Origin of the sequence: Pseudomonas sp. P39-UII1 (assembly GCF_039672635.1) — a bacterium.
GTDB lineage: Bacteria > Pseudomonadota > Gammaproteobacteria > Pseudomonadales > Pseudomonadaceae > Aquipseudomonas.
In genome coordinates, this window is record NZ_JBDFPP010000011.1 from 86,031 (window position 1) to 106,159 (window position 20,129).

Sequence of the window (20,129 nt, forward strand, 5' to 3'; positions counted from 1 at the left end):
AGTTTCCTGCGGCCCTTGGTCTGGCTCGCACGGAAGACGCGGCGCGGGCACGGCCGGCTGCGTCGATAATCAGGTTTCGGATACGCAGGTGTCAGCCCGGATAGAGCCGCCGCCACGCGTCGCCGCGCGAATTTCTGGCGCACGGGCAGCCTTCATAGGATTTCCAGCCATGTAGGAAAGTTCCCACGAAGATCGCCGTAACGTCGCAGGTGGCATGGAAATTGGCCACCGCAGGCTGCTATAAAGGCTGCCCGGCCACCTTTCACGATAGTTTCACAATGCCATCTGCGCGTGACTATTGTGCCGTGCCCTTTCCAAAGATTACTAGTGTCCCGACATGAGCCAACAATTCCAACATGATGTCCTGGTGATCGGCAGCGGCGCTGCCGGTCTCAGCTTGGCACTTAACCTTCCCAGCCACCTGCGCATTGCCGTGCTGAGCAAGGGCGACCTGGCCAACGGTTCGACGTTCTGGGCCCAGGGCGGTGTCGCCGCAGTACTGGACGACACCGATACCGTGCAGTCCCATGTCGAGGACACGCTCAACGCTGGCGGCGGCCTGTGCCACGAAGATGCGGTGCGTTTCACCGTGGAGCACAGCCGTGAAGCCATCCAGTGGCTTATCGAACAAGGCGTGCCCTTTACCCGCGACGATCGGCACAGTGTCGACGACGGCGGTTTCGAATTTCACCTGACCCGCGAAGGCGGGCATAGCCACCGGCGCATCATCCACGCCGCCGATGCCACGGGCGCCGCCATTTTCACCACGTTGCTGGAACAGGCCCGCAAGCGCGCGAACATCGAGCTGCTCGAGCAGCGTGTAGCGGTCGACCTGATCACCGAGCGCCGCCTGGGCCTGCCCGGCGATCGCTGCCTGGGTGCTTATGTGCTGAACCGCAACAGCGGTGAGGTGGACACCTTTGGTGCGCGCTTTACCGTGCTGGCCACCGGCGGCGCGGCCAAAGTCTACCTGTACACCAGCAACCCCGACGGTGCCTGCGGTGATGGAATCGCCATGGCCTGGCGCGCCGGCTGCCGGGTAGCCAACCTTGAGTTCAACCAGTTCCACCCGACCTGCCTGTACCACCCGCAGGCCAAGAGCTTCCTGGTTACCGAGGCCTTGCGCGGCGAAGGCGCCCTGCTGCGCCTGCCCAACGGTGAGCGCTTCATGCCGCGTTTCGACCCGCGCGAAGAACTGGCCCCGCGCGATATCGTCGCGCGCGCCATCGACCACGAAATGAAGCGCCTGGGTGTGGACTGCGTGTACCTGGACATCACCCACAAACCGGCTGACTTCATCAAGAGCCACTTCCCGACCGTCTACGAACGCTGCCTGACGTACGGTATCGACATTACCCGTCAGCCGATCCCGGTGGTGCCGGCTGCCCACTACACCTGTGGCGGGGTGGTGGTCGACGATCGTGGGCACACTGACGTGCCAGGCCTGTATGCCATCGGCGAGACCAGCTTCACCGGCCTGCACGGCGCCAACCGCATGGCCAGCAACTCGCTGCTCGAGTGCTTCGTCTATGGCCGCGCCGCTGCTGCGGACATCCAGGCGCACCTGGACCAGGTCGCGATGCCCAAGGCTCTGCCCTGCTGGGACGCCAGCCAGGTCACCGACTCGGATGAGGACGTGATCATTGCGCACAACTGGGATGAGTTGCGCCGGTTCATGTGGGACTACGTGGGGATCGTGCGCACCAGCAAGCGCCTGCAACGTGCCGAGCACCGCGTTCGCCTGCTGCTCGACGAGATCGACGAGTTCTACAGCAACTACAAGGTCAGCCGCGATCTGATCGAGCTGCGCAACCTGGCCCAGGTGGCGGAACTGATGATTCGCTCGGCAATGCAGCGCAAGGAAAGCCGCGGCTTGCATTACACTCTGGATTACCCGTCGATGCTGCCCGAGGCCAAGGACACCATTCTGAGCCCGACCTGAAGGTCGGCGTCGCCTTTTTCGCGGGCAAGCCCGTTCGCAAGGTACCCGCGAAGAAGCCGACACTGAATATCGCTATTGCCCAGCAACCTCAGCCCACCGGCGCCGGCTAAACTTCAACCTTACCCGCAAGCGCCGGTGCTGTTCGGCCTCCAGGGCGTCGCGAACAATGCATTGGCTTTCACCAAACCAATGCCCCGGCCGCACGAACTTCAACACCACCAAACCCGGCAGCGCCACGCTATCCCGACCCAAACGCACGGCCTGCCAACCCTCGGCACGGCAGAACAGCCGCCAGCCAAGCGCATCACGCCTCAGGCCGGTGACGGCGCGAGCATGGGTCAGCAGGATACGTCGAGGGATGGCCCAGCAAGCATGGGCGAGGCAAAGGGCTACAGCAGGAAGGCAAAGCCACCAGGGTGTCGTACTCAGCCACAAGGCAGACTGTGCCAGCCCCTGGCAGATCAGGTAGGCCGTCAGCAACAGGCGTGAGCCTTGCCAACGGCACTCGAAACACTCACTTGGGCTGGACACGGTCCAGGATGATGCGGACCATGCGCTGCAGCTCCGGGTCCTCGGACTCGGTGCGCTCCATGAACCAGCCGAACATGTCCTGATCTTCACAGCTCAACAGGCGCACATAGAGTTCGCGGTCGGCATCGCTCAGGGTCGCATAGACCTCCTGGGTGAAAGGCACCAGCAGTACGTCGAGTTCCAACATGCCACGGCGGCTGTGCCAGAAAAGCCGGTTGAGTTCAGTTTGTTCGACCATGGGGCCCTCCTCAAATGGGCCGCCAGTATACAGCCCGGCGCACGAAGCGGCACGAGGCGTTGGTCTAGTCACCTACCTATTTTGTTACTGGCGTTCTATGATGGCCGCCAGTCTTTAGCCACCGCGATCCCCCATGGCCGATTCCGCTTTCTTCAGCCCCTTGTCCCACGAGGGCATCCTCGCCGTCCGCGGCTCCGACGCCGGCAAGTTCCTGCAGGGCCAGCTGACCTGCAACATCAACTACCTCAGCCTGGAGCACGCCAGCCTTGGCGCCCGCTGCATGGTCAAAGGGCGCATGCAGTCGAGCTTCCGTATCCTGCCCGAAGGCAACGGCTACCTGCTGGCCATGGCCAGCGAACTGCTCGAGGCGCAACTGGCCGACCTGAAGAAGTACGCCGTGTTCTCCAAGGCCACGCTCAGCGACGAAAGTGCCGCCTGGGCGCGGTTCGGCCTGCAGGGCGGTGACGCCGCGCTGCAGGCGCTGGGTTTGAGCGTGCCGACCGGCGCCGGCGCCACCGTGCGCCATGAAGGCCTGGTCGCCATTGCCGTGTCCGAAGGCCGGGCCGAGCTCTGGGTGCCCGCAGACGCTGCTGCCAGCGTGCGCGAAAAACTCAGTGCGGTATTGCCCGAAGGCAGCCTCAACGACTGGCTGCTGGGCCAGATCCGCGCAGGGATTGGCCAGGTCATGGGCCCAACCCGCGAGCTGTTCATCCCGCAGATGATCAACCTGCAGGCCGTCGATGGCGTGAGTTTCAAGAAAGGTTGCTACACCGGCCAGGAAATTGTCGCCCGCATGCAGTACCTGGGCAAGCTCAAGCGCCGTCAGTACCGCCTGCTGCTCGACCAACGGGACATCCCTGCGCCGGGCGCCGAAATCTTCTCGCCTACCCACGGCTCGTCCGTGGGTGAAGTGGTGCTTGCGGCCAGCACTGGCCAGGGCTGCGAACTGCTTGCGGTGCTGACTGCCGAGGCAGTGGCGGACAACAACCTGCACCTGGGTAGCCTTGAAGGCCCACGCCTGCACGTGTCGAGCCTGCCTTACGAACTGGACCGCGACCGGGAAATCCAGCGCTGACCAGCCCGCCACCCCTGCGGTAGAGAAGTACATGAACAAGCTGGCCGAGATGGTCCAAGCACAGTTGCTCGCGGCCATCGCCAACGATGACCTGGTCTTGCCGACCCTCCCGGAAGTGGCCTTGAGCATCCGCGAGGCGGCGGAGGACACCGAGATCAGCGTTGCCGCGCTGAGCAAGGTGATCGGCCGCGATGCCGCACTCTCGGCACGCCTGATCAAGGTGGTCAACAGCCCGCTGTTGCGCGCGGCGGTCGAGGTCACCGACCTGCACACCGCCATCACGCGGTTGGGCATCAACTACAGCTGCAACCTGGCGATCGGCCTGGTGATCGAGCAGATCTTCCATGCCCGCTCGTCTGCGGTAGAGCAGAAGCTCAGGGATATCTGGGCCAACAGCCTCGAAGTAGCGGGCATCAGCTACGAACTTTGCCGTCGCTTCACCCAGCTGAAACCTGACCAGGCGACCCTTGGCGGCCTGGTCCATCAGATTGGCGCGCTGCCGGTGCTGATCTATGCCGAAGAGCACAACGAACTGCTCTCCGACCCGGTCTGCCTGCACTACGTGATCGAGCAGATCCAACCGGTGCTGGGCGACAAGATCCTGTCCTCATGGGAATTTCCCGAGCAGTTGGTGCAACTGCCTAGCCAGGTGCAGGACCTGGACCGGCAAACCGACAAGGTCGACTACATCGACGTGGTGCAGATTGCCCGGTGCATCAGCCAACGCGGGCGTAGCCGGCCGCTGGCGGCGCTGCCGGCCTACCGGCACCTGGGGTTGCCCTTTGGCACCGAGCTGGAAATGGGCGAGCTGCTGGAAGCGCGGAGCCTGTTGCGCTGACCTGGGCTGCCTGGGCCGGCCTTTTCGCGGGGCAAGCCCGCTCCCACAAGGTGGACTGCATCAGCGAAGGGGCGGTACTTGCCCCCATCAATCCGCGATAAAGCTCACCCGCACCTTCAACCCGCCGTTCTCGCCATCGTGCAGGCTGATCTGTGCCAGATGGGCGCGGCAAATCTCACCGACGATTGCCAGGCCCAACCCGCTCCCCTGGGCACTGCGCCGGTAGAAGCGCTCGAACACCCGTTCGCGCTCATCCTCGGGGATGCCGGGCCCATCGTCCTCGACCTCCAGCACCGCCGGCGCCATCACCCGCAAGATCACGTTACCGCCCGCAGGCGTGTGGGCCAAGGCATTGTCCACCAGGTTGCTCAGCAGTTCGTTCAACAACGTGGGTTCGCCCTTGAGCCACACCGGTGCCTCAGCCTCCAACGCGAGCGCCACGCCGCGCTTGTGCGCGAGCGGCGCCATGGCCATGCCCAGCTCACGGGCCAGCTGGCTGAGGTCCAGGCGCTGGGCGCCCCCTTCGGCAATCGCCCGTGCGCCATTTTCGACCCGCGCCAACGACAGCAGCTGGTTGGCCAGGTGGGTCAGCCGATCGGTGCCTTGCGCAGCGGCCTCCAGGGTCTGGCGCCACTCCTCGGGCTGTTGCGAACGCAAGCCGAGTTCGACCCGCGCCTTGAGCGCCGCCAGCGGTGTACGTAGCTCGTGGGCGGCCTCGGCGATGAACTGCGCCTGGCGTTCGAACTGCTCGCGCAGCCGTTCAGTGAAGTGGTTCAACGCGCGCACCAGCGGGCTTAGTTCGCGCTGCACCTGCACCAGCGGCAGTGCGCGCAGGTCATCAGGCTGGCGCTCCTCCACAGCCGTGCGCAGGCGCTCGAGCGGGCGCAACGCCGCGCTGATCGCAAACCAGACCATCACCAACGCGCCCAACGCGAGCATGCCCAGGCGCAGCAAGGTGTCGGCCATCAGCCCACGGGCCATGCTGACCCGCGCTTCCTCTGTCTCGGCCACACGGATTTCTGCCATGCCGTTCATGTTGGGCTCACTCACTGCCTTGAGCAGGCTGACCACACGCACGTCCTGGCCGAGGTAGGTGGCGTTGTAGAAACGCGCAAGCGCCGGATAATCGTCGGTGCGCGGCGTGCCGGGCGGTGGCGGCGGCAGTTTCTCGTAGCCCGAGATCAGCTTCTGGTTGATGTCCAGCACCTGGTAGTAGATGCGCCCGGCGCTGTCATAGGCAAAGGTGTCCAGCGCCACATAGGGCACATCGGCGCTCAGGGTGCCGTCACGCTGGGACAGGCCGGCGGCGATGGTGCGCGCCGAGGCCAGCAAGGTGCGGTCGTAGGCGGTGTCGGCAGCCTCGCGGCCATTCCAGTAAGCACTCAGGCCGCTGGCCAGCATCAACACCACCAGCAACAGCGCCAGGTTGCCCAGCAAGCGCCCGCGCAGGCTGCCGTCGTCACGCATCACGGTGCTCAAGCAGATAACCCAGGCCGCGGAAGGTGACGATAGCCACCTGCTGGCCATCGAGCTTCTTGCGCAGGCGATGGATGTAGATTTCGATGGCGTCGGGGCTGGCTTCTTCGTCCAGGCCGAATACCTGGGCGGCCAGCTGTTCCTTGCTCATCACCCGGCCCGGGCGGGCGATCAACGCTTCCAGGACGCTCTGCTCGCGGGAGGTCAGGGTCAGGTTGTCCTCGCCCAGGCTGAAGCGCCGGGTATCGAGGTCATACACCAGCGGCCCGCAGCGCTGCTGGCGTTCGCCACCGAGCACGCTGCGTCGCAGCAGTGCTTTGACTCGCGCTTCCAGCTCGGTCAGTTCGAAGGGCTTGGCCAGGTAATCATCCGCCCCCAGGTTCAGGCCATGCACACGGTCTTTCACGTCGCTGCGGGCGGTCAGCATCAGCACCGGCAGGGTCTTGCCACGGCCGCGCAGACGCGCCAGCACCTCGAAGCCATCCATGCGCGGCAGGCCCACGTCGAGGACGGCAACGGCATATTCCTCGCTGGCCAGGGCCAGGTCGGCGGCCACGCCATCGTGCAATACATCCACGGTCAAACCGTGGCTCTTGAGGGCCTGGGCCACGCTTTCGGCCAGTTGCAGATGGTCTTCGACCAGCAGCACACGCATCGGATTCTCCCTGCTCGGGTGGGGCGGTGGCGCGGAGTGTACCGCCGTCACCCCGTCTGTGAAGCCCCATCTGACAAACCTTTCAGGCTGAAAGGTTAGCGAAAGGTTCGTTACCTAGCATCGCACCACGGTCGCCCCGCGCGCCGAAAAAAGCACCAGCAAGGTGCAACGAATAAGAACAATAACGGAGCCATCCTCGATGCTGTCATCGCAGCCGCAGGCGTACGCGCCTACCCGTTCCCTGTCCGCACGCCCGCCCGCCTATGCCTGCGCACTTGCGCTTGCCGGCGTTGCCCCGACCAGCCAGGCCGCCTTCTTCGAAGACAGCACGGCGACCTTCGAAACCCGCAATATGTACTTCAACCGCGACTTTCGCGACGGCACCAGCGCGCAGCAATCCAAGCGCGACGAATGGGCCCAGGGCTTCATGCTCAACTTCGAGTCCGGCTACACCGATGGCCCCGTAGGCTTTGGCCTGGACGCGCTGGGCATGCTCGGTATCAAGCTCGACTCCAGCCCGGACCGCACCGACACCGGCCTGCTGCCGACCCACGATGATGGCAAGGCCGCCGATGAGTACTCCAAGCTCGGCCTGACCGGCAAAGTGAAGGTGTCGAAGACCGAACTGAAAGTCGGCACGCTGATCCCCGAATTGCCGACCCTGCAGCCCAACGACGGGCGCATCCTGCCGCAAACCTTCGAAGGCGGCCTGCTCACCTCGCAGGAAGTCAAAGGCCTGACCTTCACCGGCGGGCGCCTGGACAAGGCCAAGGACCGCAATGACACCAACTGGGAAGACCTGGCCCTGAACAACAAGAACGGCCGCTTTGGCGGCACGTTCAGCGCCGACAACCTCGCCCTGGCCGGCCTCGACTACACGTTCACCGACCGCATCACCGGCAGCTACCACTTCGCCCAGCTCGATGACATCTACCGCCAGCACTTCTTCGGCATGCTCGCCACCCAGCCCTGGGGCCCGGGCACCTTCGGCGCCGATCTGCGCCTGGCGATCAGCGACGACGCAGGCGCGGCCAAGGCCGGGCGCATCGAAAACACCACGTTCAACGGCATGCTCAGTTACAGCCTGGGCGGGCACAAGGTCAGTGGCGCCTGGCAGCAGCTGTCTGGTGACAGCGCCTTCCCCTACATCGATGGTGCCGACCCTTACCTGGTCAACTTCGTCCAGATCAACGACTTCGCCGGTGCCGACGAACGCTCCTGGCAGGCCCGCTACGACTATAACTTCGCCGCCCTGGGTATCCCTGGGCTGACCTTCATGACCCGCTACATCAACGGCGACAACGTCAGCCGCGCCGCCGGTGGCGAGGGCAAGGAGTGGGAGCGCAACACCGAGTTCAAGTACGTGGTACAAAGCGGCCCGTTGAAAAACGTCGCCGTGCGCCTGCGCAACGCCACCTTCCGTTCCAACTTCGCCCGCGATGCCGACGAAGTGCGGCTGCTGGTGAGCTACAGCGTGGCCCTGTGGTAACCCAATAACAACAATGCTCACGGAGATAGACGATGACCTTTTCACTGCGCCGCCTCGTCCTGGCTACCGGTTGCCTGCTGCTGGCCGGCAATGCCCTCGCTGCCGAACCGAAACGCCCTGAATGCATCGCCCCGGCCTCGCCCGGCGGCGGTTTCGACCTGACCTGCAAGCTGGTGCAAAGTGCCCTGGTGCAGGAGAAGATCCTCAGCAAACCGATGCGCGTTACCTACATGCCCGGCGGTGTCGGCGCGGTGGCGTACAACGCTGTGGTTGCCCAGCGCCCAGGCGATGCCGGCACGCTGGTGGCGTGGTCCAGCGGCTCCCTGCTGAACCTGGCCCAGGGCAAATTCGGCCGCTTTGACGAAAATGCCGTGAAATGGCTGGCGGCGGTCGGCACCAGCTACGGCGCCATCGCGGTGAAAAGCGATTCGCCCTACAAGACCCTCGACGACCTGGTCGCGGCGCTGAAGAAAGACCCGAGCAAGGTGGTCATTGGTTCCGGTGGCACCGTCGGCAGCCAGGACTGGATGCAGACAGCGCTGATCGCCAAGGCCGCCGGCATCAACCCGCGCGACCTGCGCTACGTGGCGCTGGAAGGCGGCGGCGAAATCGCCACGGCGCTGCTGGGTGGCCACATCCAGGTCGGCTCCACCGACATTTCCGACTCCATGCCGCACATCCAGAGCGGCAACATGCGCATCCTCGCCGTGTTCTCGGAAAACCGCCTGGACGAGCCGGAAATGAAGGACATCCCGACCGCCAAGGAACAGGGCTACGACATCGTCTGGCCGGTGGTGCGCGGCTTCTACCTGGGGCCGAAGGTGAGCGATGAAGACTACGCCTGGTGGAAAGCGTCGTTCGACAAGATGCTCGCCTCCGAGGACTTCGCCCAGCTGCGTGACCAGCGCGAGCTGTTCCCGTTTGCCATGACCGGTGAAGAGCTGGACGGCTATGTGAAGAAACAGGTGGCGGACTACAAGGCGTTGGCCAAGGAATTCGGCCTGATTCAGTAAATCGCCGATTACCTGAACCGATCCCTGTAGGAGCGGGCTTGCCCGCGAAACTGACACCACGGTGCATGGCACCGGCTTTGCCGGTGTTCGCGGGGCAAGCCCGCTCCCACAAAGTCCGCGCCCAATGAGGATTTACTCATGATCCTGCAACGTATCTTCGCCCTGGTTCTGCTGGCGGTGTGCGCCGCCCTGGCCGTGATGGCCTGGCCCTACCAGGCGGCGTTTTCCTACGAACCGGTCGGCCCCCGCGCCTACCCGCTGCTGATGCTCGGCCTGATGGGCCTGGGCCTGCTGTACCTCGCCATCCGCCCTACGCCGATCGTACGCAAGGACGACGAGCCAGCGCTGGACCGCGAAACCCTGATCAAGATCGCCGCCTGCGTCGGCCTGCTGATCGTCTTCGCCGCTACCTTCGAGGCCCTGGGCTTCATCCTCAGCGCCATGCTGGTCGGTATCCCCATGGCACGGCTGTATGGCGGCCGCTGGCTGCACAGCGCCATCGTGGTGGTGGGCATGAGCCTGTTCCTCTACTGGCTGTTCGACCGCGTGATGGACGTCCCCCTCCCCCTTGGCCTGCTGAGCGCACTGGAGAACTGACACATGGATACCTTGAGCTACCTGGGCCAGGGCTTCGGCGTCGCCCTGAGCCCATACAACCTGGTCACCGCCCTGTCGGGCACGTTGATCGGCACCGTGGTCGGCCTGCTGCCGGGCCTTGGCCCGATCAACGGCGTGGCGCTGCTGATCCCGATCGCCTTCGCCCTCGGCCTGCCACCGGAGTCGGCGCTGATCCTGCTGGCTGCGGTGTACCTGGGCTGCGAATACGGCGGGCGGATCAGCTCGATCCTGCTGAACATTCCCGGCGAAGCCTCGACCGTGATGACCACCCTCGACGGCTACCCGATGGCCCGCAAGGGCCTGGCCGGCGTGGCCTTGTCGTTGTCGGCGTGGAGTTCGTTCATCGGCGCCTTCATCGCCACCTGCGGCATGGTGCTGTTCGCCCCGCTGCTGGCGAAATGGGCGATAGCCTTCGGCCCGGCGGAGTATTTCGTGCTGATGGTGTTCGCCATCGTCTGCCTCGGCGGCATGGCCGGCGACAAACCGTTGAAGACCTTCATCGCCGCGCTGATCGGCCTGTTCCTGTCGGCAGTCGGCATCGATGCCAACAGCGGCGTGTACCGCTTCACCGGTGACAGCGTGCACCTGGCCGACGGTATTCAGTTCGTGGTGCTGGTGCTGGGGCTGTTCTCGATCAGCGAAATTCTCCTGCTGCTGGAGAAGACTCACCATGGCCACCAGGCGGTCAAGGCCACCGGGCGCATGTTGTTCAACGTCAAGGAAGCCGCGTCGGTGTTCGCGGTCAACATCCGCTGCGGCCTGCTCGGTTTCATCATGGGCGTGCTGCCGGGCGCCGGCGCAACGCTGGCCAGCGCCGTGGCCTACATGACCGAAAAACGCATTGCCGGTACCAAGGGCAACTTCGGCAAGGGTGATGCACGCGGCCTTGCCGCGCCGGAAACCGCCATCGGTGCCTCCTGCTGCGGTGCCCTGGTGCCCATGCTGACCTTGGGCGTACCTGGCTCGGGTACCACGGCAGTAATGATCGGCGCACTGACGCTGTACAACATCACCCCGGGCCCGCTGCTGTTCGAACAGCAACCAGACATCGTCTGGGGCCTGATCGCGTCGCTGTTCATCGCCAACATCATGCTGGTGATCCTGAACATCCCGATGATCCGCATCTTCACCCGCATCCTCGCCGTGCCGAACTGGGCGCTGGTGCCGGTGATCGCGATCATCACCGCGATCGGTGTATACGCCGTGCATGCCACCACCTTCGACCTGTTCCTGATGGTCGGCATCGGCATCATGGGTTACATCCTGCGCAAGCTGGACTTCCCGCTGTCGCCGATTCTGCTGGGGTTCATCCTCGGCGGCCTGATGGAGCAGAACCTGCGCCGCGCGCTGTCGATTTCCAACGGTGAGCTGGGCATTCTCTGGTCGAGCCCGATCAGCATGTCGGTATGGGTATTGACCCTTTGCATGCTGACCCTGCCGCTGCTGCGCATCTGGCGCAAGCGCGCGCAACAGCGCCGGGCGATGGCCGATGCCTGACCGGTCGTTGCCGCTGTACTGGGCGACGGGGCTGGTCGGCCTGGCGGGCGGGTATCTCGCCAGCCTGGTCGGCTGGCCGCTGCCCTGGATGGTCGGCTCGTTGCTGGCGATCATCCTGGTGCGTTGCCTGACGCCGTGGCAGTTGTCGGAAATCCCCAACGGCCGCAAATGCGGGCAATGCATCATCGGCCTGGGGATTGGCCTGCATTTCACCCCGGCGGTGATCGAACAGGTGGCCAGCCATTTCGCGCTGATCTTCTTTGCTGCGCTGTTCACCACCGTTTCCAGCGTGGTCGGCGTGTGGTTGCTGCGGCGCACCGGCGAGGACCGGGCCACGGCATTTTTCGCCAGCATGCCTGGCGGCTCTGGGGAGATGGTCAACCTGGGCGCACGCAATGGCGCAGTGCTCAGCCAGGTCGCCGCCGCGCAGAGCCTGCGCGTGCTGGCGGTGGTGCTGTGCGTGCCGGCGCTGTTCAAGTTCCTCATCGGTGATGGCGTGCCGCTCAATCATGCCGGCAGCGTAAGCTGGGGCTGGCTGGCATTGATCGCACCGCTGGGGGTGGCAGTCGGTTTCGTCTGGCAGCGCTTGCGCCAGCCTAACCCTTGGCTGTTCGGCCCCTTGCTGGTGGCCGCGACAGCGAGCCTGGCGGGCGATCTGCAGATAGCCTTGCCCAACGGCGCCAGCCAGATCGGCCAATGGCTGATCGGCAGTGGCCTGGCCTGCCACTTCAACCGCGCGTTTTTCCGTCGCGCACCCTCGTTTCTGGGGCGCACCTTGCTGGCCACAGCGCTTTGCATGCTGATTGCCGGCAGTGCCGCATGGGGGTTGAGCGTGCTGACTGCGCTGGACCTGCGTTCGCTGACCCTGGGGATGATGCCCGGCGGGATTGCCGAGATGAGCCTGACGGCGGAAACCTTGCAGTTGTCAGTGCCGCTGGTGACGGCGTTGCAGGTGATGCGGTTGTTGTTCGTGCTGTTTCTGGCGGAGCCGCTGTTCAGGGTGTGGAACGCTGATCAGCGGCAACCGCGAAAAAACTGAATCTACAAGGGCGGCAACGCCCAGTCGATCGGCGCCAGCCCACGCTGTTGAAGGAAGCCGTTGGTCCGGCTGAAGTGCCCGCAGCCGAGGAACCCACGGTAGGCCGACAACGGCGACGGGTGCACCGACTTCAGCACCAAATGCTTGGTGCCGTCGATCAGCTTCTGCTTGCTCTGAGCGTGCGCGCCCCACAACAGGAACACCACGTTCGGGCAACGCTCGCTGACGACCTGGATGATACGGTCGGTGAAGAACTCCCAACCTTTCTTGGCATGCGAAGCAGCGTTGGCGCGCTCGACGGTCATGGTCGTATTCAGCAGCAGTACGCCCTGCTCGGCCCAGCTCTGCAGGTAACCGTGGTTGGCGATGGGAATGTTCAGGTCGCGCTGCAGCTCCTTGTAGATGTTCACCAGCGACGGCGGCGTGGGTACGCCTGGCTGCACCGAGAAGCACAGGCCGTGGGCCTGACCCGGGCCGTGGTACGGGTCCTGGCCGAGGATCACCACCTTCACCCGCTCCAGCGGCGTGGAGTTGAGCGCGTTGAAAATCAGCGGCCCTGGCGGGTAGATTTCCTTGCCGGCAGCGTATTCCTGGCGCAGGAATTCACGCAGCTGGTGCATGTAGGGCCGGTCGAATTCGGCACGCAGTGCGTCTTTCCAGCCGGGCTCGAGTTTGATGCGATCGTCGTCAGTCATGGGGGCGTCCGTAATCAATGGCGCGACACTAGGTAAGCCATCCCCCCTTGTCAATCGGTCCGACCGACGACCGGCGTGATCGGCCAGGCAGGCCATACTAGGGGGACGACTGGAGCGAGGTAGTCCATGGCCATTCACTGCGAGGTACTCACCGGCGTCGACGGCGCCCGAATCGGCATTGCCACCCTGGATGCGCCCAAGGCGCTCAATGCCCTCAACCTGCCGATGATCGAGGTGCTCGGCGAACAGTTGCATGAGTGGGCCCGCGACCCGGGCGTGGTCTGCGTATTGCTGCGTGGCAATGGCGCCAAGGCATTTTGCGCGGGTGGCGACGTGCGTGCGCTGGCCCAGGCCTGCCGCAAACACCCAGGCAGCGTGCCACCCCTGGCGGCGTCGTTCTTTGCCGCCGAGTATCGCCTCGACTATCTCATCCACACCTACCCCAAACCACTGCTGTGCTGGGGCCATGGCCATGTGCTGGGTGGCGGCATGGGGCTGCTGCAGGGTGCCAGGATACGCATCGTCACGCCCAGCAGCCGACTGGCAATGCCGGAGATCAGCATCGGCCTTTACCCCGATGTGGGTGCCAGCTGGTTCCTTGCCCGCCTGCCGGGCAAGCTGGGGCTGTTCCTCGGGCTGACTGGCGCGCCCATCAATGCCCGAGACGCCCTCGACCTGGGCCTGGCCGACCGGTTCCTTGGCGAGCATCAGCAAGAAGGCCTGATTGACGAGTTGCTGCAGATGAACTGGCAGGAGCAGACCGATTTGCAGCTCAACAGCCTGCTCAAGTCAGAGCAGCACCGTGCCTTTGCCGAACTGCCCAAGGCGCAATGGCTGCCGCGGCGCCAGGCGATCGATGCGCTGCTGGATGTCGCGGACCCTGCGGCCGCATGGCGGGCACTCGAAGGGCTTGAACACCATGAAGACCCGCTGCTGGCCGAGGCAGGTCAACGCTTGCACCAGGGTTGCCCGCTGACGGCGCACCTGGTCTGGGAGCAGATACGCCGCGCCCGGCACCTGTCACTGGCGCAGGTGTTCCAGATGGAGTACAGCATGAGCCTCAATTGTTGCCGTCACCCCGAGTTCAGCGAAGGGGTGCGCGCCCGCCTGCTGGACAAGGACAACCAGCCGCGCTGGCACTGGCCAGATGTGGCGCAGGTGCCCGACGCGGTGGTCGAGGCGCATTTCGTCAAGATATGGGAGGGGCGACATCCGCTGGCTGACCTGGCATGAACAAGGGCCGCAGCAGCGGCCCCTTGATGCTCAGCGTTGCCAGTTGCGATCACCGCCACGCCTACCATCAGGCCGGCGGTCACGGTCACCCCGGCCGTTGGAATGCCAGCGGTCGTTCTGATACCGCCGGCTGTCATTGCGGTAGTCATGCCGGTCGCGATCGCGCCCGTAGTCATAGCGCTGACGGTTGCCATAGTCATAGCGCGGGTTGCCATGCCACTGGTTCATCCCCGGCTGCGGATGTGGCCGGTATTGAGGCACGGGCGCCGGCCGGTAGTAACGCGGCGCCGGTTGATAGTAGTAGCGCGGTTGTGGCGCTACATAGTAGCGGTCATGGCGGTAGTAACCCGGCGACACATAGCGGTCGGTGGTGTAGTAATCGGAGCGGTAGTAGCTGCCCCCCTGGTAGTAGGGTACACAGGCGGTTGTCATCAGACCCAAAAGGGCGATCAACAGAATTCGATAGGACATGGCGGCCTCCTGGACCGCTGGGGTGCCCGAACAGCGGCGCTGGCGAGCGTCGACCGCAAAGCGTTCATCGACACTGAATAAGACATTACGGCCAACGTGCAGTGCCATTTCTGCAACAATTTGAAACAGCACGGATACCCACAAAAAACCTGCAGTCTTTTTCCGGTCATGTCACTAGAATGATCGCCTCGGCACACATCACGGGACGATCATGCCTTCACGCTCCGCATTGTTTTCGCAGCGCTCGTTGATCCTCACCCTGCTGATGCTGCTGGCCTGTGGCTTCCTCGCCACCTCGCTGCTCAGCTACTTCGCTTCACGCAGCGCGATCCGCGATGGCATCGTCAACACCGAGTTGCCGCTGACCTCCGATACCGTCTATTCGGAGATTCAAAAAGACCTCATCCGCCCGGTGCTGATCGCGTCGATGATGGCCCAGGACACGTTCCTGCGCGACTGGGTGCTCGCCGGCGAACAGGACCCCCAACGCGTCACGCGTTTTCTCGGCGAAGTGATGGGCAAGCAGGATACCTTCACCTCCTTCTTCGTCTCTGACCGCAGCCTGACCTATTACCAGGCCAAGGGGGTACTCAAGCATGTCGAGCCGGGCACCTGGCGTGATGCCTGGTACTTCCGCCTGCGCGCGCTCAAGGCGCCTTACGAAATCAACGTCGACCTGGACATGGCCAACCACGACAGCCTCACGGTCTTCATCAACTACAAGGTGCTGGACTACCAGCAGCGCTTCATCGGCGCAACGGGGGTGGGCCTTAGCGTGGACGCGGTGGTCAAACTGATCGACACCTACCAGCGGCGTTACCAGCGCTCGGTGTTCTTCACCGATGCCCAGGGCAAGGTCTTGCTCAGCGGTTCGGATGGCGGCCCACATGGCCTGCGGGCCGGCCAGCCACTGCGCGACAACCCCGGCCTGGACGAGCTGCTGATGCAGGGGCCGGTACCCGCCGAAGGCAGCCATGAATACAGGGACAGCGAGGGCCACAGCCATTTCCTGAATGTGCGGCACCTGCCGGAGCTTGACTGGTACTTGCTGGTGGACAAGCGCGAGACTGGCGCCCTGGACCGGGTACGCCACTCGCTGTACCTGAACCTTGCGATCTGCGCGATGATCACGCTGGTGGTGCTGTCGCTGTTGCATGCCATGCTCAGGCGTCATCAGGCCAGCATCGAGGCCCTGGCCACCCTCGACAGCCTCACTGGGCTGCCCAACCGGCGCAGCTTCGACCTGCTGGCGGCCCAGGCCCTGCAGGAGGCCCAGCGTGATTGCGCGCCGCTGGTGGCGCTGCTGATCGACCTCGACCACTTCAAGGCGCTAAACGATACCCACGGCCACCTGGCCGGCGACGAAGTGCTGCGCCAGTTCGCCAATGTGCTGCAAGGCAGCCTGCGCCAGTCGGATATACTCTGCCGCTGGGGCGGCGAGGAATTCATCGTGCTGCTGCGCGAAACCGAAGGCCGGCAAGCGCTCGACGTGGCGGAAAAGATCCGTCGGCGCACCGAGCAGCTGACCTTCAGCTACGACGAACAGCCGCTGCGCCTGACCACCAGCATCGGCCTCAGTGGCCTGCAGCCAGGCGACACCCTGCACGCCCTGCTGACCCGCGCCGACCGCGCGCTTTATCGTGCCAAGCAGGCCGGCCGCAACCGTGTATGCAGTGAAACACCCGGACTCGTTTATGAATGAAAACCAGCGCTGCCCCGCTTGCGGCGCCCTCAACCAGTGCACCCTGGCCGACCCACGCACCGCCACTGAGCCGTGCTGGTGCTTTGCCGTGGCCATCGACCCGGCGGTGCTGCAGGCGTTGCCAGCAGAGCTGCGTGACCAGTCCTGCCTGTGCCCGCGCTGTGCGGCGGGCGTCAGCCTGGCGGCGAACACCGCCACCCCGGTCGACCGTGAAAAGCGCTAGACTGCGCGGCCTTTTGCCTACGCTCGTGCCCCATGCGCCTCGACCGCTTCCTCGCCAACCTGCCCAGTTATAACCGCCAGCAAGCCCGCCTGCTGCTGGTGCAGCGGCGTGTGCGTGTGGATGGTGCGGCCGTCGCCGACCCGCGCACCGAAGTGCGCGAATTCAGCCGTATCGAGGTGGATGACCAGGTACTGCAGGCCGGCCGCCCGGCGCGTTACCTGATGCTGCACAAACCGGCCGGTTGCGTCAGCGCCACCCAGGACCCTCAGCACCGCACCGTGCTTGACCTGCTGCCCGCCGAATTGCGCGACGATCTGCACATCGCCGGCCGGCTGGACTACAACACCACCGGGCTGCTGATCCTGACCAACGATGGCCAATGGTCGCGCCGCCTGACCCAGCCAGCGACCAAATTGCCCAAACACTACCTGGTGCAGACCGAGGACGAAATCGGTGGCCATTACGTCGACAAGTTTCGTGCAGGGTTCTACTTCGCCTTCGAAGACCTCACCACCCTCCCCGCGCAACTGGACATACTTGGCCCGCGCCATGCAAGGCTGGCAATCGTCGAAGGCCGCTACCACCAGGTCAAGCGCATGTTCGGGCATTTCGACAACAAGGTGGTGGGGCTGCACCGGGAAAGCATGGGTTCGATACGCCTCGACCCAGGTTTGGCGCCGGGTGAATTCCGGGCGCTGACGGCCGAGGAAATCGCCGCGATCTAGCCCGCCACAGGCGCTGCGCAGGGGTCATACGACCGCCCAGCGGCAAAAGTCACAAATTTCCCCAGGCGACCCTTGCGGGATCCCCAACCCACTGCTTGAATCCTAACTTGTCGGTCTGCACGTGACTCACGAGTCACAAACGCGGACCAGGACACTTTTTGCCGGCCACCCAAGGCCTCGATGCTTTGGGGCACGGCAAATTGCCCGCCAAAAACAATACCGTCGACACGTGTGCCAAGGATCGACACAGGGCCCCGGTAATTTCTTCAGGCAAATGCCTACCTGTCATATTGAACGTGCACCCTAGGTGACGCGAATACCCTTTTTGCGCCAGGAGTCGATGACATGAGGCCAGAAATCGCTGTACTTGATATCCAAGGTCAGTATCGGGTTTACACGGAGTTCCATCGCGCCGATGCCGCCGAGAAAACGATCATCCTGATCAACGGCTCGCTGGCTACCACGGCCTCGTTCGCCCAGACGGTGCGTAACCTGCACCCGCAATTCAACGTGGTGCTGTACGACCAGCCGTATGCCGGCAAGTCCAAACCGCACAACCGCCAGGAGCGCCTGATCAGCAAAGAGGACGAAGCGCATATCCTGCTGGAGCTGATCGAGCACTTCCGCGCCGACCACGTGATGTCGTTTTCCTGGGGCGGTGCCTGCACCCTGCTGGCGCTGGCGCACCAGCCGCGGCTGGTGAAAAAGGCAGTGGTCAGTTCGTTCTCGCCGGTGATCAATGAACCGATGCGCGACTACCTCGACCGCGGCTGCCAGTACCTGGCCGCCTGCGATCGCTACCAGGTCGGCAACCTGGTCAACGACACCATCGGCAAGCACCTGCCCTCGCTGTTCAAGCGTTTCAACTATCGGCACGTCAGCAGCCTGGACACGCACGAGTACGCGCAGATGCACTACCACATCAACCAGGTGCTGCAGCATGACCTGGACCGGGCGCTGAAGGGTGCGCGCAACATCGATATCCCGGTGCTGTTCATCAACGGCGACCGTGACGAATACACCACCGCCGAAGACGCCCGACAGTTCGGCAACCATGTCGGCAAGAGCCACTTCACGGTGATCCGTGATGCCGGCCACTTCCTCGACATGGAAAACAAGACGGCTTGCGAAGCCACGCGCAGCGCCCTGCTTGGCTTCCTCAAGCCGACCGTGCGCGAATCCAGGGCTCGCAACCTCTACAGCAACACCCAAGGGCAGCATGCATGGGCGATCTGAGTGCATCGGCGTCCTGTAGCCATGACCCGCAGGCTATGGGCGCCGACAGCTTTTTTTAGGCCTGGTTTATAACTGGGGCTTCTAATTCGAGGAGCGTTCTGGTACAAAGTCGATCGCAGACGCGGGTATAGTTTAGTGGCAAAACGAAAGCTTCCCAAGCTTTAGTTGAGGGTTCGATTCCCTCTACCCGCTCCACACCGCATTCCCGCATGGCGTTCCAGCAACGTCATCGCTGTCAAAAGGAGCCTTGGCTCCTTTTTTCGTTTCTGTCCTTTGGTTGATCATCCCAGGGCAAAAACCCGGCTCGCTCAGTAACCTGATTTGTCCAGTAACGCCGACTCGTTTTCGGTGGGGCGCTGGTAGAAGCGCAGCAATTGCGCAGCCCGGTTAGTGAAGATCCCGTCCACCCCGGCCTGCATGGCGTTGGCGTAGTCCTGCGGCTCATCGAGCGTGTAAACATGCACCAGCAACCCGCGCTCATGGCTGGCCTGGTTCATCCACGGCTGAATGAGGTCGGCATAGCTCTGTTCACCCAGCTTGCCGCGCTTGGCCGAGGGGCCGGTGCCGATCGCCCCGCCCTGCTTGGCAATGTTCAGCCAGCGCAGGAATTCCGCCCGATCCTTCGGTTGCTGTCGCGCGTAAAAGGCGGCCTTGTCGCTTTCGCCTGAATCAGCGAAATCCTGGCCAGAGGCGGGTGCGATGGCCTTGGTTCCCACCCACAGCAGGAGAATCTTCGGCACCTGGGGCATGGCCTCGTGCAGCAGCGCCAGGCTGTTGCGATCAAATGTCTGCAGCACCACACGCCCAGGCCGGCTCAGCCAGCCACGGGCCTCGAGCCGCTGCTTGAGCTGCTTTTCAATCCCCGGGAACTGGTTAGGCACCTTGGTCTCGATATACAAGCCCGGTTGACGCTCGGGGTTGCCTTCGGCGATGTCGATGACTTCGTCCAGGGTAAGGATGGGCAACTTGCTGAACGACGGCCGGGCACGCTCCGGATACGCCTCGTTGAACCAACTGCCCGCGTCCAGGGTTTTGAGCTCGGCCAAGGTGAACGCGCTGACCGGGCTGAGCTTACGCTCGGGAAAGCGCTCGGCGACATCGCTGGTGCGTGACAGCTCATCGTCATGGACCACCACCAGCACCCCGTCACGCGTGCGTTGCAGGTCGAGCTCCAGGTAGTCAGCACCCAGATCGCGCGCCAGCAGGTACGCAGGTGTGGTTGATTCGGGGGCATCATAAGAGGCACCGCGGTGAGCGATCACGGCGGGGTATGGAATACCCTGAGCCGCAGCCAGGCTTTTGCCCTCCGTTGCCCAGCCCGCCGAGGCCGAACCCAGGGCCGCCAAGCCCAACATTGCGATCAAGCTTTTGCGCATGGTGAAGTCCTCTTTCATCCTGCCAACCGTGTCGTACCTGAGCCAACCCTCGCACAC

At 63.9% G+C, this 20,129-nt stretch carries 20 protein-coding genes and 1 tRNA gene; 14 read left to right on the plus strand and 7 right to left on the minus strand.

Annotated features, from left to right (window positions below; translation table 11 throughout):
* Positions 1–337 precede the first annotated feature (337 nt).
* The gene (gene nadB, locus ABEH27_RS15705) at positions 338–1,942 is read left to right on the plus strand and encodes an L-aspartate oxidase (protein ID WP_346614478.1); all 1,605 of its coding nucleotides are present in this window, start codon (positions 338–340) and stop codon (positions 1,940–1,942) included.
* A 72-nt stretch (positions 1,943–2,014) separates the two neighbouring features.
* On the opposite strand, the gene ABEH27_RS15710 is transcribed toward nadB, so the two are convergent.
* Positions 2,015–2,473 (minus strand): protein YgfX, encoded by a 459-nt coding sequence (locus ABEH27_RS15710; RefSeq protein ID WP_346614479.1) that lies wholly within the window; start codon positions 2,471–2,473, stop codon positions 2,015–2,017.
* Positions 2,457–2,711 carry a succinate dehydrogenase assembly factor 2 gene (locus ABEH27_RS15715; protein WP_346614480.1) on the minus strand — a complete coding sequence of 85 codons (255 nt, stop codon included), beginning with the start codon at positions 2,709–2,711 and terminating at the stop codon, positions 2,457–2,459. Before ABEH27_RS15715 ends, ABEH27_RS15710 begins: the two co-directional genes overlap by 17 nt.
* A gap of 133 nt (positions 2,712–2,844) precedes the next feature.
* Between ABEH27_RS15715 and ABEH27_RS15720 the strand changes: the two genes are divergently transcribed.
* Together ABEH27_RS15720 and ABEH27_RS15725 are read left to right on the plus strand one after the other, a co-directional pair.
* The gene (locus ABEH27_RS15720) at positions 2,845–3,786 is read left to right on the plus strand and encodes a folate-binding protein YgfZ (protein ID WP_346614481.1); all 942 of its coding nucleotides are present in this window, start codon (positions 2,845–2,847) and stop codon (positions 3,784–3,786) included.
* Between the two features lie 31 nt (positions 3,787–3,817).
* The gene (locus ABEH27_RS15725; RefSeq protein ID WP_346614482.1) at positions 3,818–4,624 is read left to right on the plus strand and encodes an HDOD domain-containing protein; all 807 of its coding nucleotides are present in this window, start codon (positions 3,818–3,820) and stop codon (positions 4,622–4,624) included.
* A gap of 87 nt (positions 4,625–4,711) precedes the next feature.
* On the opposite strand, the gene ABEH27_RS15730 is transcribed toward ABEH27_RS15725, so the two are convergent.
* A complete protein-coding gene (locus tag ABEH27_RS15730; protein ID WP_346614483.1) occupies positions 4,712–6,091 on the minus strand; it encodes a sensor histidine kinase N-terminal domain-containing protein in 1,380 nt (459 codons plus the stop codon).
* The gene (locus ABEH27_RS15735; RefSeq protein WP_346614484.1) at positions 6,084–6,755 is read right to left on the minus strand and encodes a response regulator; all 672 of its coding nucleotides are present in this window, start codon (positions 6,753–6,755) and stop codon (positions 6,084–6,086) included. Before ABEH27_RS15735 ends, ABEH27_RS15730 begins: the two co-directional genes overlap by 8 nt.
* A gap of 199 nt (positions 6,756–6,954) precedes the next feature.
* Between ABEH27_RS15735 and ABEH27_RS15740 the strand changes: the two genes are divergently transcribed.
* The 5 genes from ABEH27_RS15740 (at position 6,955) to ABEH27_RS15760 (ending at position 12,411) form a co-directional block, all read left to right on the plus strand.
* Positions 6,955–8,244: an OprD family porin gene (locus tag ABEH27_RS15740; protein ID WP_346614485.1), complete on the plus strand. Its 1,290-nt coding sequence runs from the start codon at positions 6,955–6,957 to the stop codon at positions 8,242–8,244.
* Positions 8,245–8,276: 32 nt separating this feature from the next.
* Positions 8,277–9,257 carry a tripartite tricarboxylate transporter substrate binding protein gene (locus tag ABEH27_RS15745; RefSeq protein WP_300029687.1) on the plus strand — a complete coding sequence of 327 codons (981 nt, stop codon included), beginning with the start codon at positions 8,277–8,279 and terminating at the stop codon, positions 9,255–9,257.
* Positions 9,258–9,395: 138 nt separating this feature from the next.
* Entirely contained in the window at positions 9,396–9,854 is a 459-nt protein-coding gene (locus ABEH27_RS15750) for a tripartite tricarboxylate transporter TctB family protein (protein ID WP_346614486.1), read from the plus strand.
* A gap of 3 nt (positions 9,855–9,857) precedes the next feature.
* Positions 9,858–11,372 carry a tripartite tricarboxylate transporter permease gene (locus ABEH27_RS15755; RefSeq protein ID WP_346614487.1) on the plus strand — a complete coding sequence of 505 codons (1,515 nt, stop codon included), beginning with the start codon at positions 9,858–9,860 and terminating at the stop codon, positions 11,370–11,372.
* Positions 11,365–12,411 (plus strand): AbrB family transcriptional regulator, encoded by a 1,047-nt coding sequence (locus ABEH27_RS15760; RefSeq protein WP_346614488.1) that lies wholly within the window; start codon positions 11,365–11,367, stop codon positions 12,409–12,411. The genes ABEH27_RS15755 and ABEH27_RS15760 overlap by 8 nt, the downstream gene beginning before the upstream one ends.
* A 2-nt stretch (positions 12,412–12,413) precedes the next feature.
* On the opposite strand, the gene ung is transcribed toward ABEH27_RS15760, so the two are convergent.
* Positions 12,414–13,106 (minus strand): uracil-DNA glycosylase, encoded by a 693-nt coding sequence (ung, locus tag ABEH27_RS15765; RefSeq protein WP_346614489.1) that lies wholly within the window; start codon positions 13,104–13,106, stop codon positions 12,414–12,416.
* A 126-nt stretch (positions 13,107–13,232) separates the two neighbouring features.
* On the opposite strand from ung, the gene ABEH27_RS15770 reads away from it, so the two are divergent.
* A complete protein-coding gene (locus ABEH27_RS15770; protein ID WP_346614490.1) occupies positions 13,233–14,339 on the plus strand; it encodes an enoyl-CoA hydratase/isomerase family protein in 1,107 nt (368 codons plus the stop codon).
* Between the two features lie 30 nt (positions 14,340–14,369).
* Here the strand turns inward: ABEH27_RS15770 and ABEH27_RS15775 are convergent, their stop codons facing one another.
* Complete coding sequence (locus ABEH27_RS15775; RefSeq protein ID WP_346614491.1) at positions 14,370–14,810, minus strand: hypothetical protein; 441 nt, start codon at positions 14,808–14,810, stop codon at positions 14,370–14,372.
* A 211-nt stretch (positions 14,811–15,021) separates the two neighbouring features.
* Between ABEH27_RS15775 and ABEH27_RS15780 the strand changes: the two genes are divergently transcribed.
* From ABEH27_RS15780 to ABEH27_RS15800, 5 genes are all read left to right on the plus strand, one after another.
* Complete coding sequence (locus ABEH27_RS15780) at positions 15,022–16,512, plus strand: sensor domain-containing diguanylate cyclase (protein WP_346614492.1); 1,491 nt, start codon at positions 15,022–15,024, stop codon at positions 16,510–16,512.
* Positions 16,505–16,735: a cysteine-rich CWC family protein gene (locus tag ABEH27_RS15785; RefSeq protein ID WP_346614493.1), complete on the plus strand. Its 231-nt coding sequence runs from the start codon at positions 16,505–16,507 to the stop codon at positions 16,733–16,735. The genes ABEH27_RS15780 and ABEH27_RS15785 overlap by 8 nt, the downstream gene beginning before the upstream one ends.
* Before the next feature lie 32 nt (positions 16,736–16,767).
* A complete protein-coding gene (locus tag ABEH27_RS15790) occupies positions 16,768–17,460 on the plus strand; it encodes a 16S rRNA pseudouridine(516) synthase (protein ID WP_346614494.1) in 693 nt (230 codons plus the stop codon).
* 345 nt (positions 17,461–17,805) lie between these two features.
* Complete coding sequence (locus ABEH27_RS15795) at positions 17,806–18,696, plus strand: alpha/beta fold hydrolase (RefSeq protein WP_346614495.1); 891 nt, start codon at positions 17,806–17,808, stop codon at positions 18,694–18,696.
* A gap of 121 nt (positions 18,697–18,817) precedes the next feature.
* A tRNA-Gly gene (locus ABEH27_RS15800) sits at positions 18,818–18,891 on the plus strand.
* Positions 18,892–19,004: 113 nt separating this feature from the next.
* On the opposite strand, the gene ABEH27_RS15805 is transcribed toward ABEH27_RS15800, so the two are convergent.
* Positions 19,005–20,072, minus strand: a complete 1,068-nt coding sequence (locus ABEH27_RS15805) for a glycerophosphodiester phosphodiesterase (RefSeq protein ID WP_346614496.1) — start codon at positions 20,070–20,072, stop codon at positions 19,005–19,007.
* Between the last annotated feature and the right edge of the window lie 57 nt (positions 20,073–20,129).

Excerpts from the sequence above, each read along its gene's own strand:
- ABEH27_RS15715 (WP_346614480.1), bottom strand. The coding sequence starts at position 2,711 with ATGGTCGAACAAACTGAACTCAACCGGCTTTTCTGGCACAGCCGCCGT.
- ABEH27_RS15735 (WP_346614484.1), bottom strand. The coding sequence starts at position 6,755 with ATGCGTGTGCTGCTGGTCGAAGACCATCTGCAACTGGCCGAAAGCGTG.
- ABEH27_RS15745 (WP_300029687.1), top strand. The coding sequence starts at position 8,277 with ATGACCTTTTCACTGCGCCGCCTCGTCCTGGCTACCGGTTGCCTGCTG.
- ABEH27_RS15805 (WP_346614496.1), bottom strand. The coding sequence starts at position 20,072 with ATGCGCAAAAGCTTGATCGCAATGTTGGGCTTGGCGGCCCTGGGTTCG.
- ABEH27_RS15790 (WP_346614494.1), top strand. The coding sequence starts at position 16,768 with ATGCGCCTCGACCGCTTCCTCGCCAACCTGCCCAGTTATAACCGCCAG.
- ABEH27_RS15785 (WP_346614493.1), top strand. The coding sequence starts at position 16,505 with ATGAATGAAAACCAGCGCTGCCCCGCTTGCGGCGCCCTCAACCAGTGC.
- ABEH27_RS15775 (WP_346614491.1), bottom strand. The coding sequence starts at position 14,810 with ATGTCCTATCGAATTCTGTTGATCGCCCTTTTGGGTCTGATGACAACC.
- nadB (WP_346614478.1), top strand. The coding sequence starts at position 338 with ATGAGCCAACAATTCCAACATGATGTCCTGGTGATCGGCAGCGGCGCT.
- ABEH27_RS15725 (WP_346614482.1), top strand. The coding sequence starts at position 3,818 with ATGAACAAGCTGGCCGAGATGGTCCAAGCACAGTTGCTCGCGGCCATC.
- ABEH27_RS15780 (WP_346614492.1), top strand. The coding sequence starts at position 15,022 with ATGCCTTCACGCTCCGCATTGTTTTCGCAGCGCTCGTTGATCCTCACC.
- ung (WP_346614489.1), bottom strand. The coding sequence starts at position 13,106 with ATGACTGACGACGATCGCATCAAACTCGAGCCCGGCTGGAAAGACGCA.
- ABEH27_RS15755 (WP_346614487.1), top strand. The coding sequence starts at position 9,858 with ATGGATACCTTGAGCTACCTGGGCCAGGGCTTCGGCGTCGCCCTGAGC.
- ABEH27_RS15750 (WP_346614486.1), top strand. The coding sequence starts at position 9,396 with ATGATCCTGCAACGTATCTTCGCCCTGGTTCTGCTGGCGGTGTGCGCC.
- ABEH27_RS15720 (WP_346614481.1), top strand. The coding sequence starts at position 2,845 with ATGGCCGATTCCGCTTTCTTCAGCCCCTTGTCCCACGAGGGCATCCTC.
- ABEH27_RS15730 (WP_346614483.1), bottom strand. The coding sequence starts at position 6,091 with ATGCGTGACGACGGCAGCCTGCGCGGGCGCTTGCTGGGCAACCTGGCG.
- ABEH27_RS15760 (WP_346614488.1), top strand. The coding sequence starts at position 11,365 with ATGCCTGACCGGTCGTTGCCGCTGTACTGGGCGACGGGGCTGGTCGGC.
- ABEH27_RS15740 (WP_346614485.1), top strand. The coding sequence starts at position 6,955 with ATGCTGTCATCGCAGCCGCAGGCGTACGCGCCTACCCGTTCCCTGTCC.
- ABEH27_RS15770 (WP_346614490.1), top strand. The coding sequence starts at position 13,233 with ATGGCCATTCACTGCGAGGTACTCACCGGCGTCGACGGCGCCCGAATC.
- ABEH27_RS15795 (WP_346614495.1), top strand. The coding sequence starts at position 17,806 with ATGAGGCCAGAAATCGCTGTACTTGATATCCAAGGTCAGTATCGGGTT.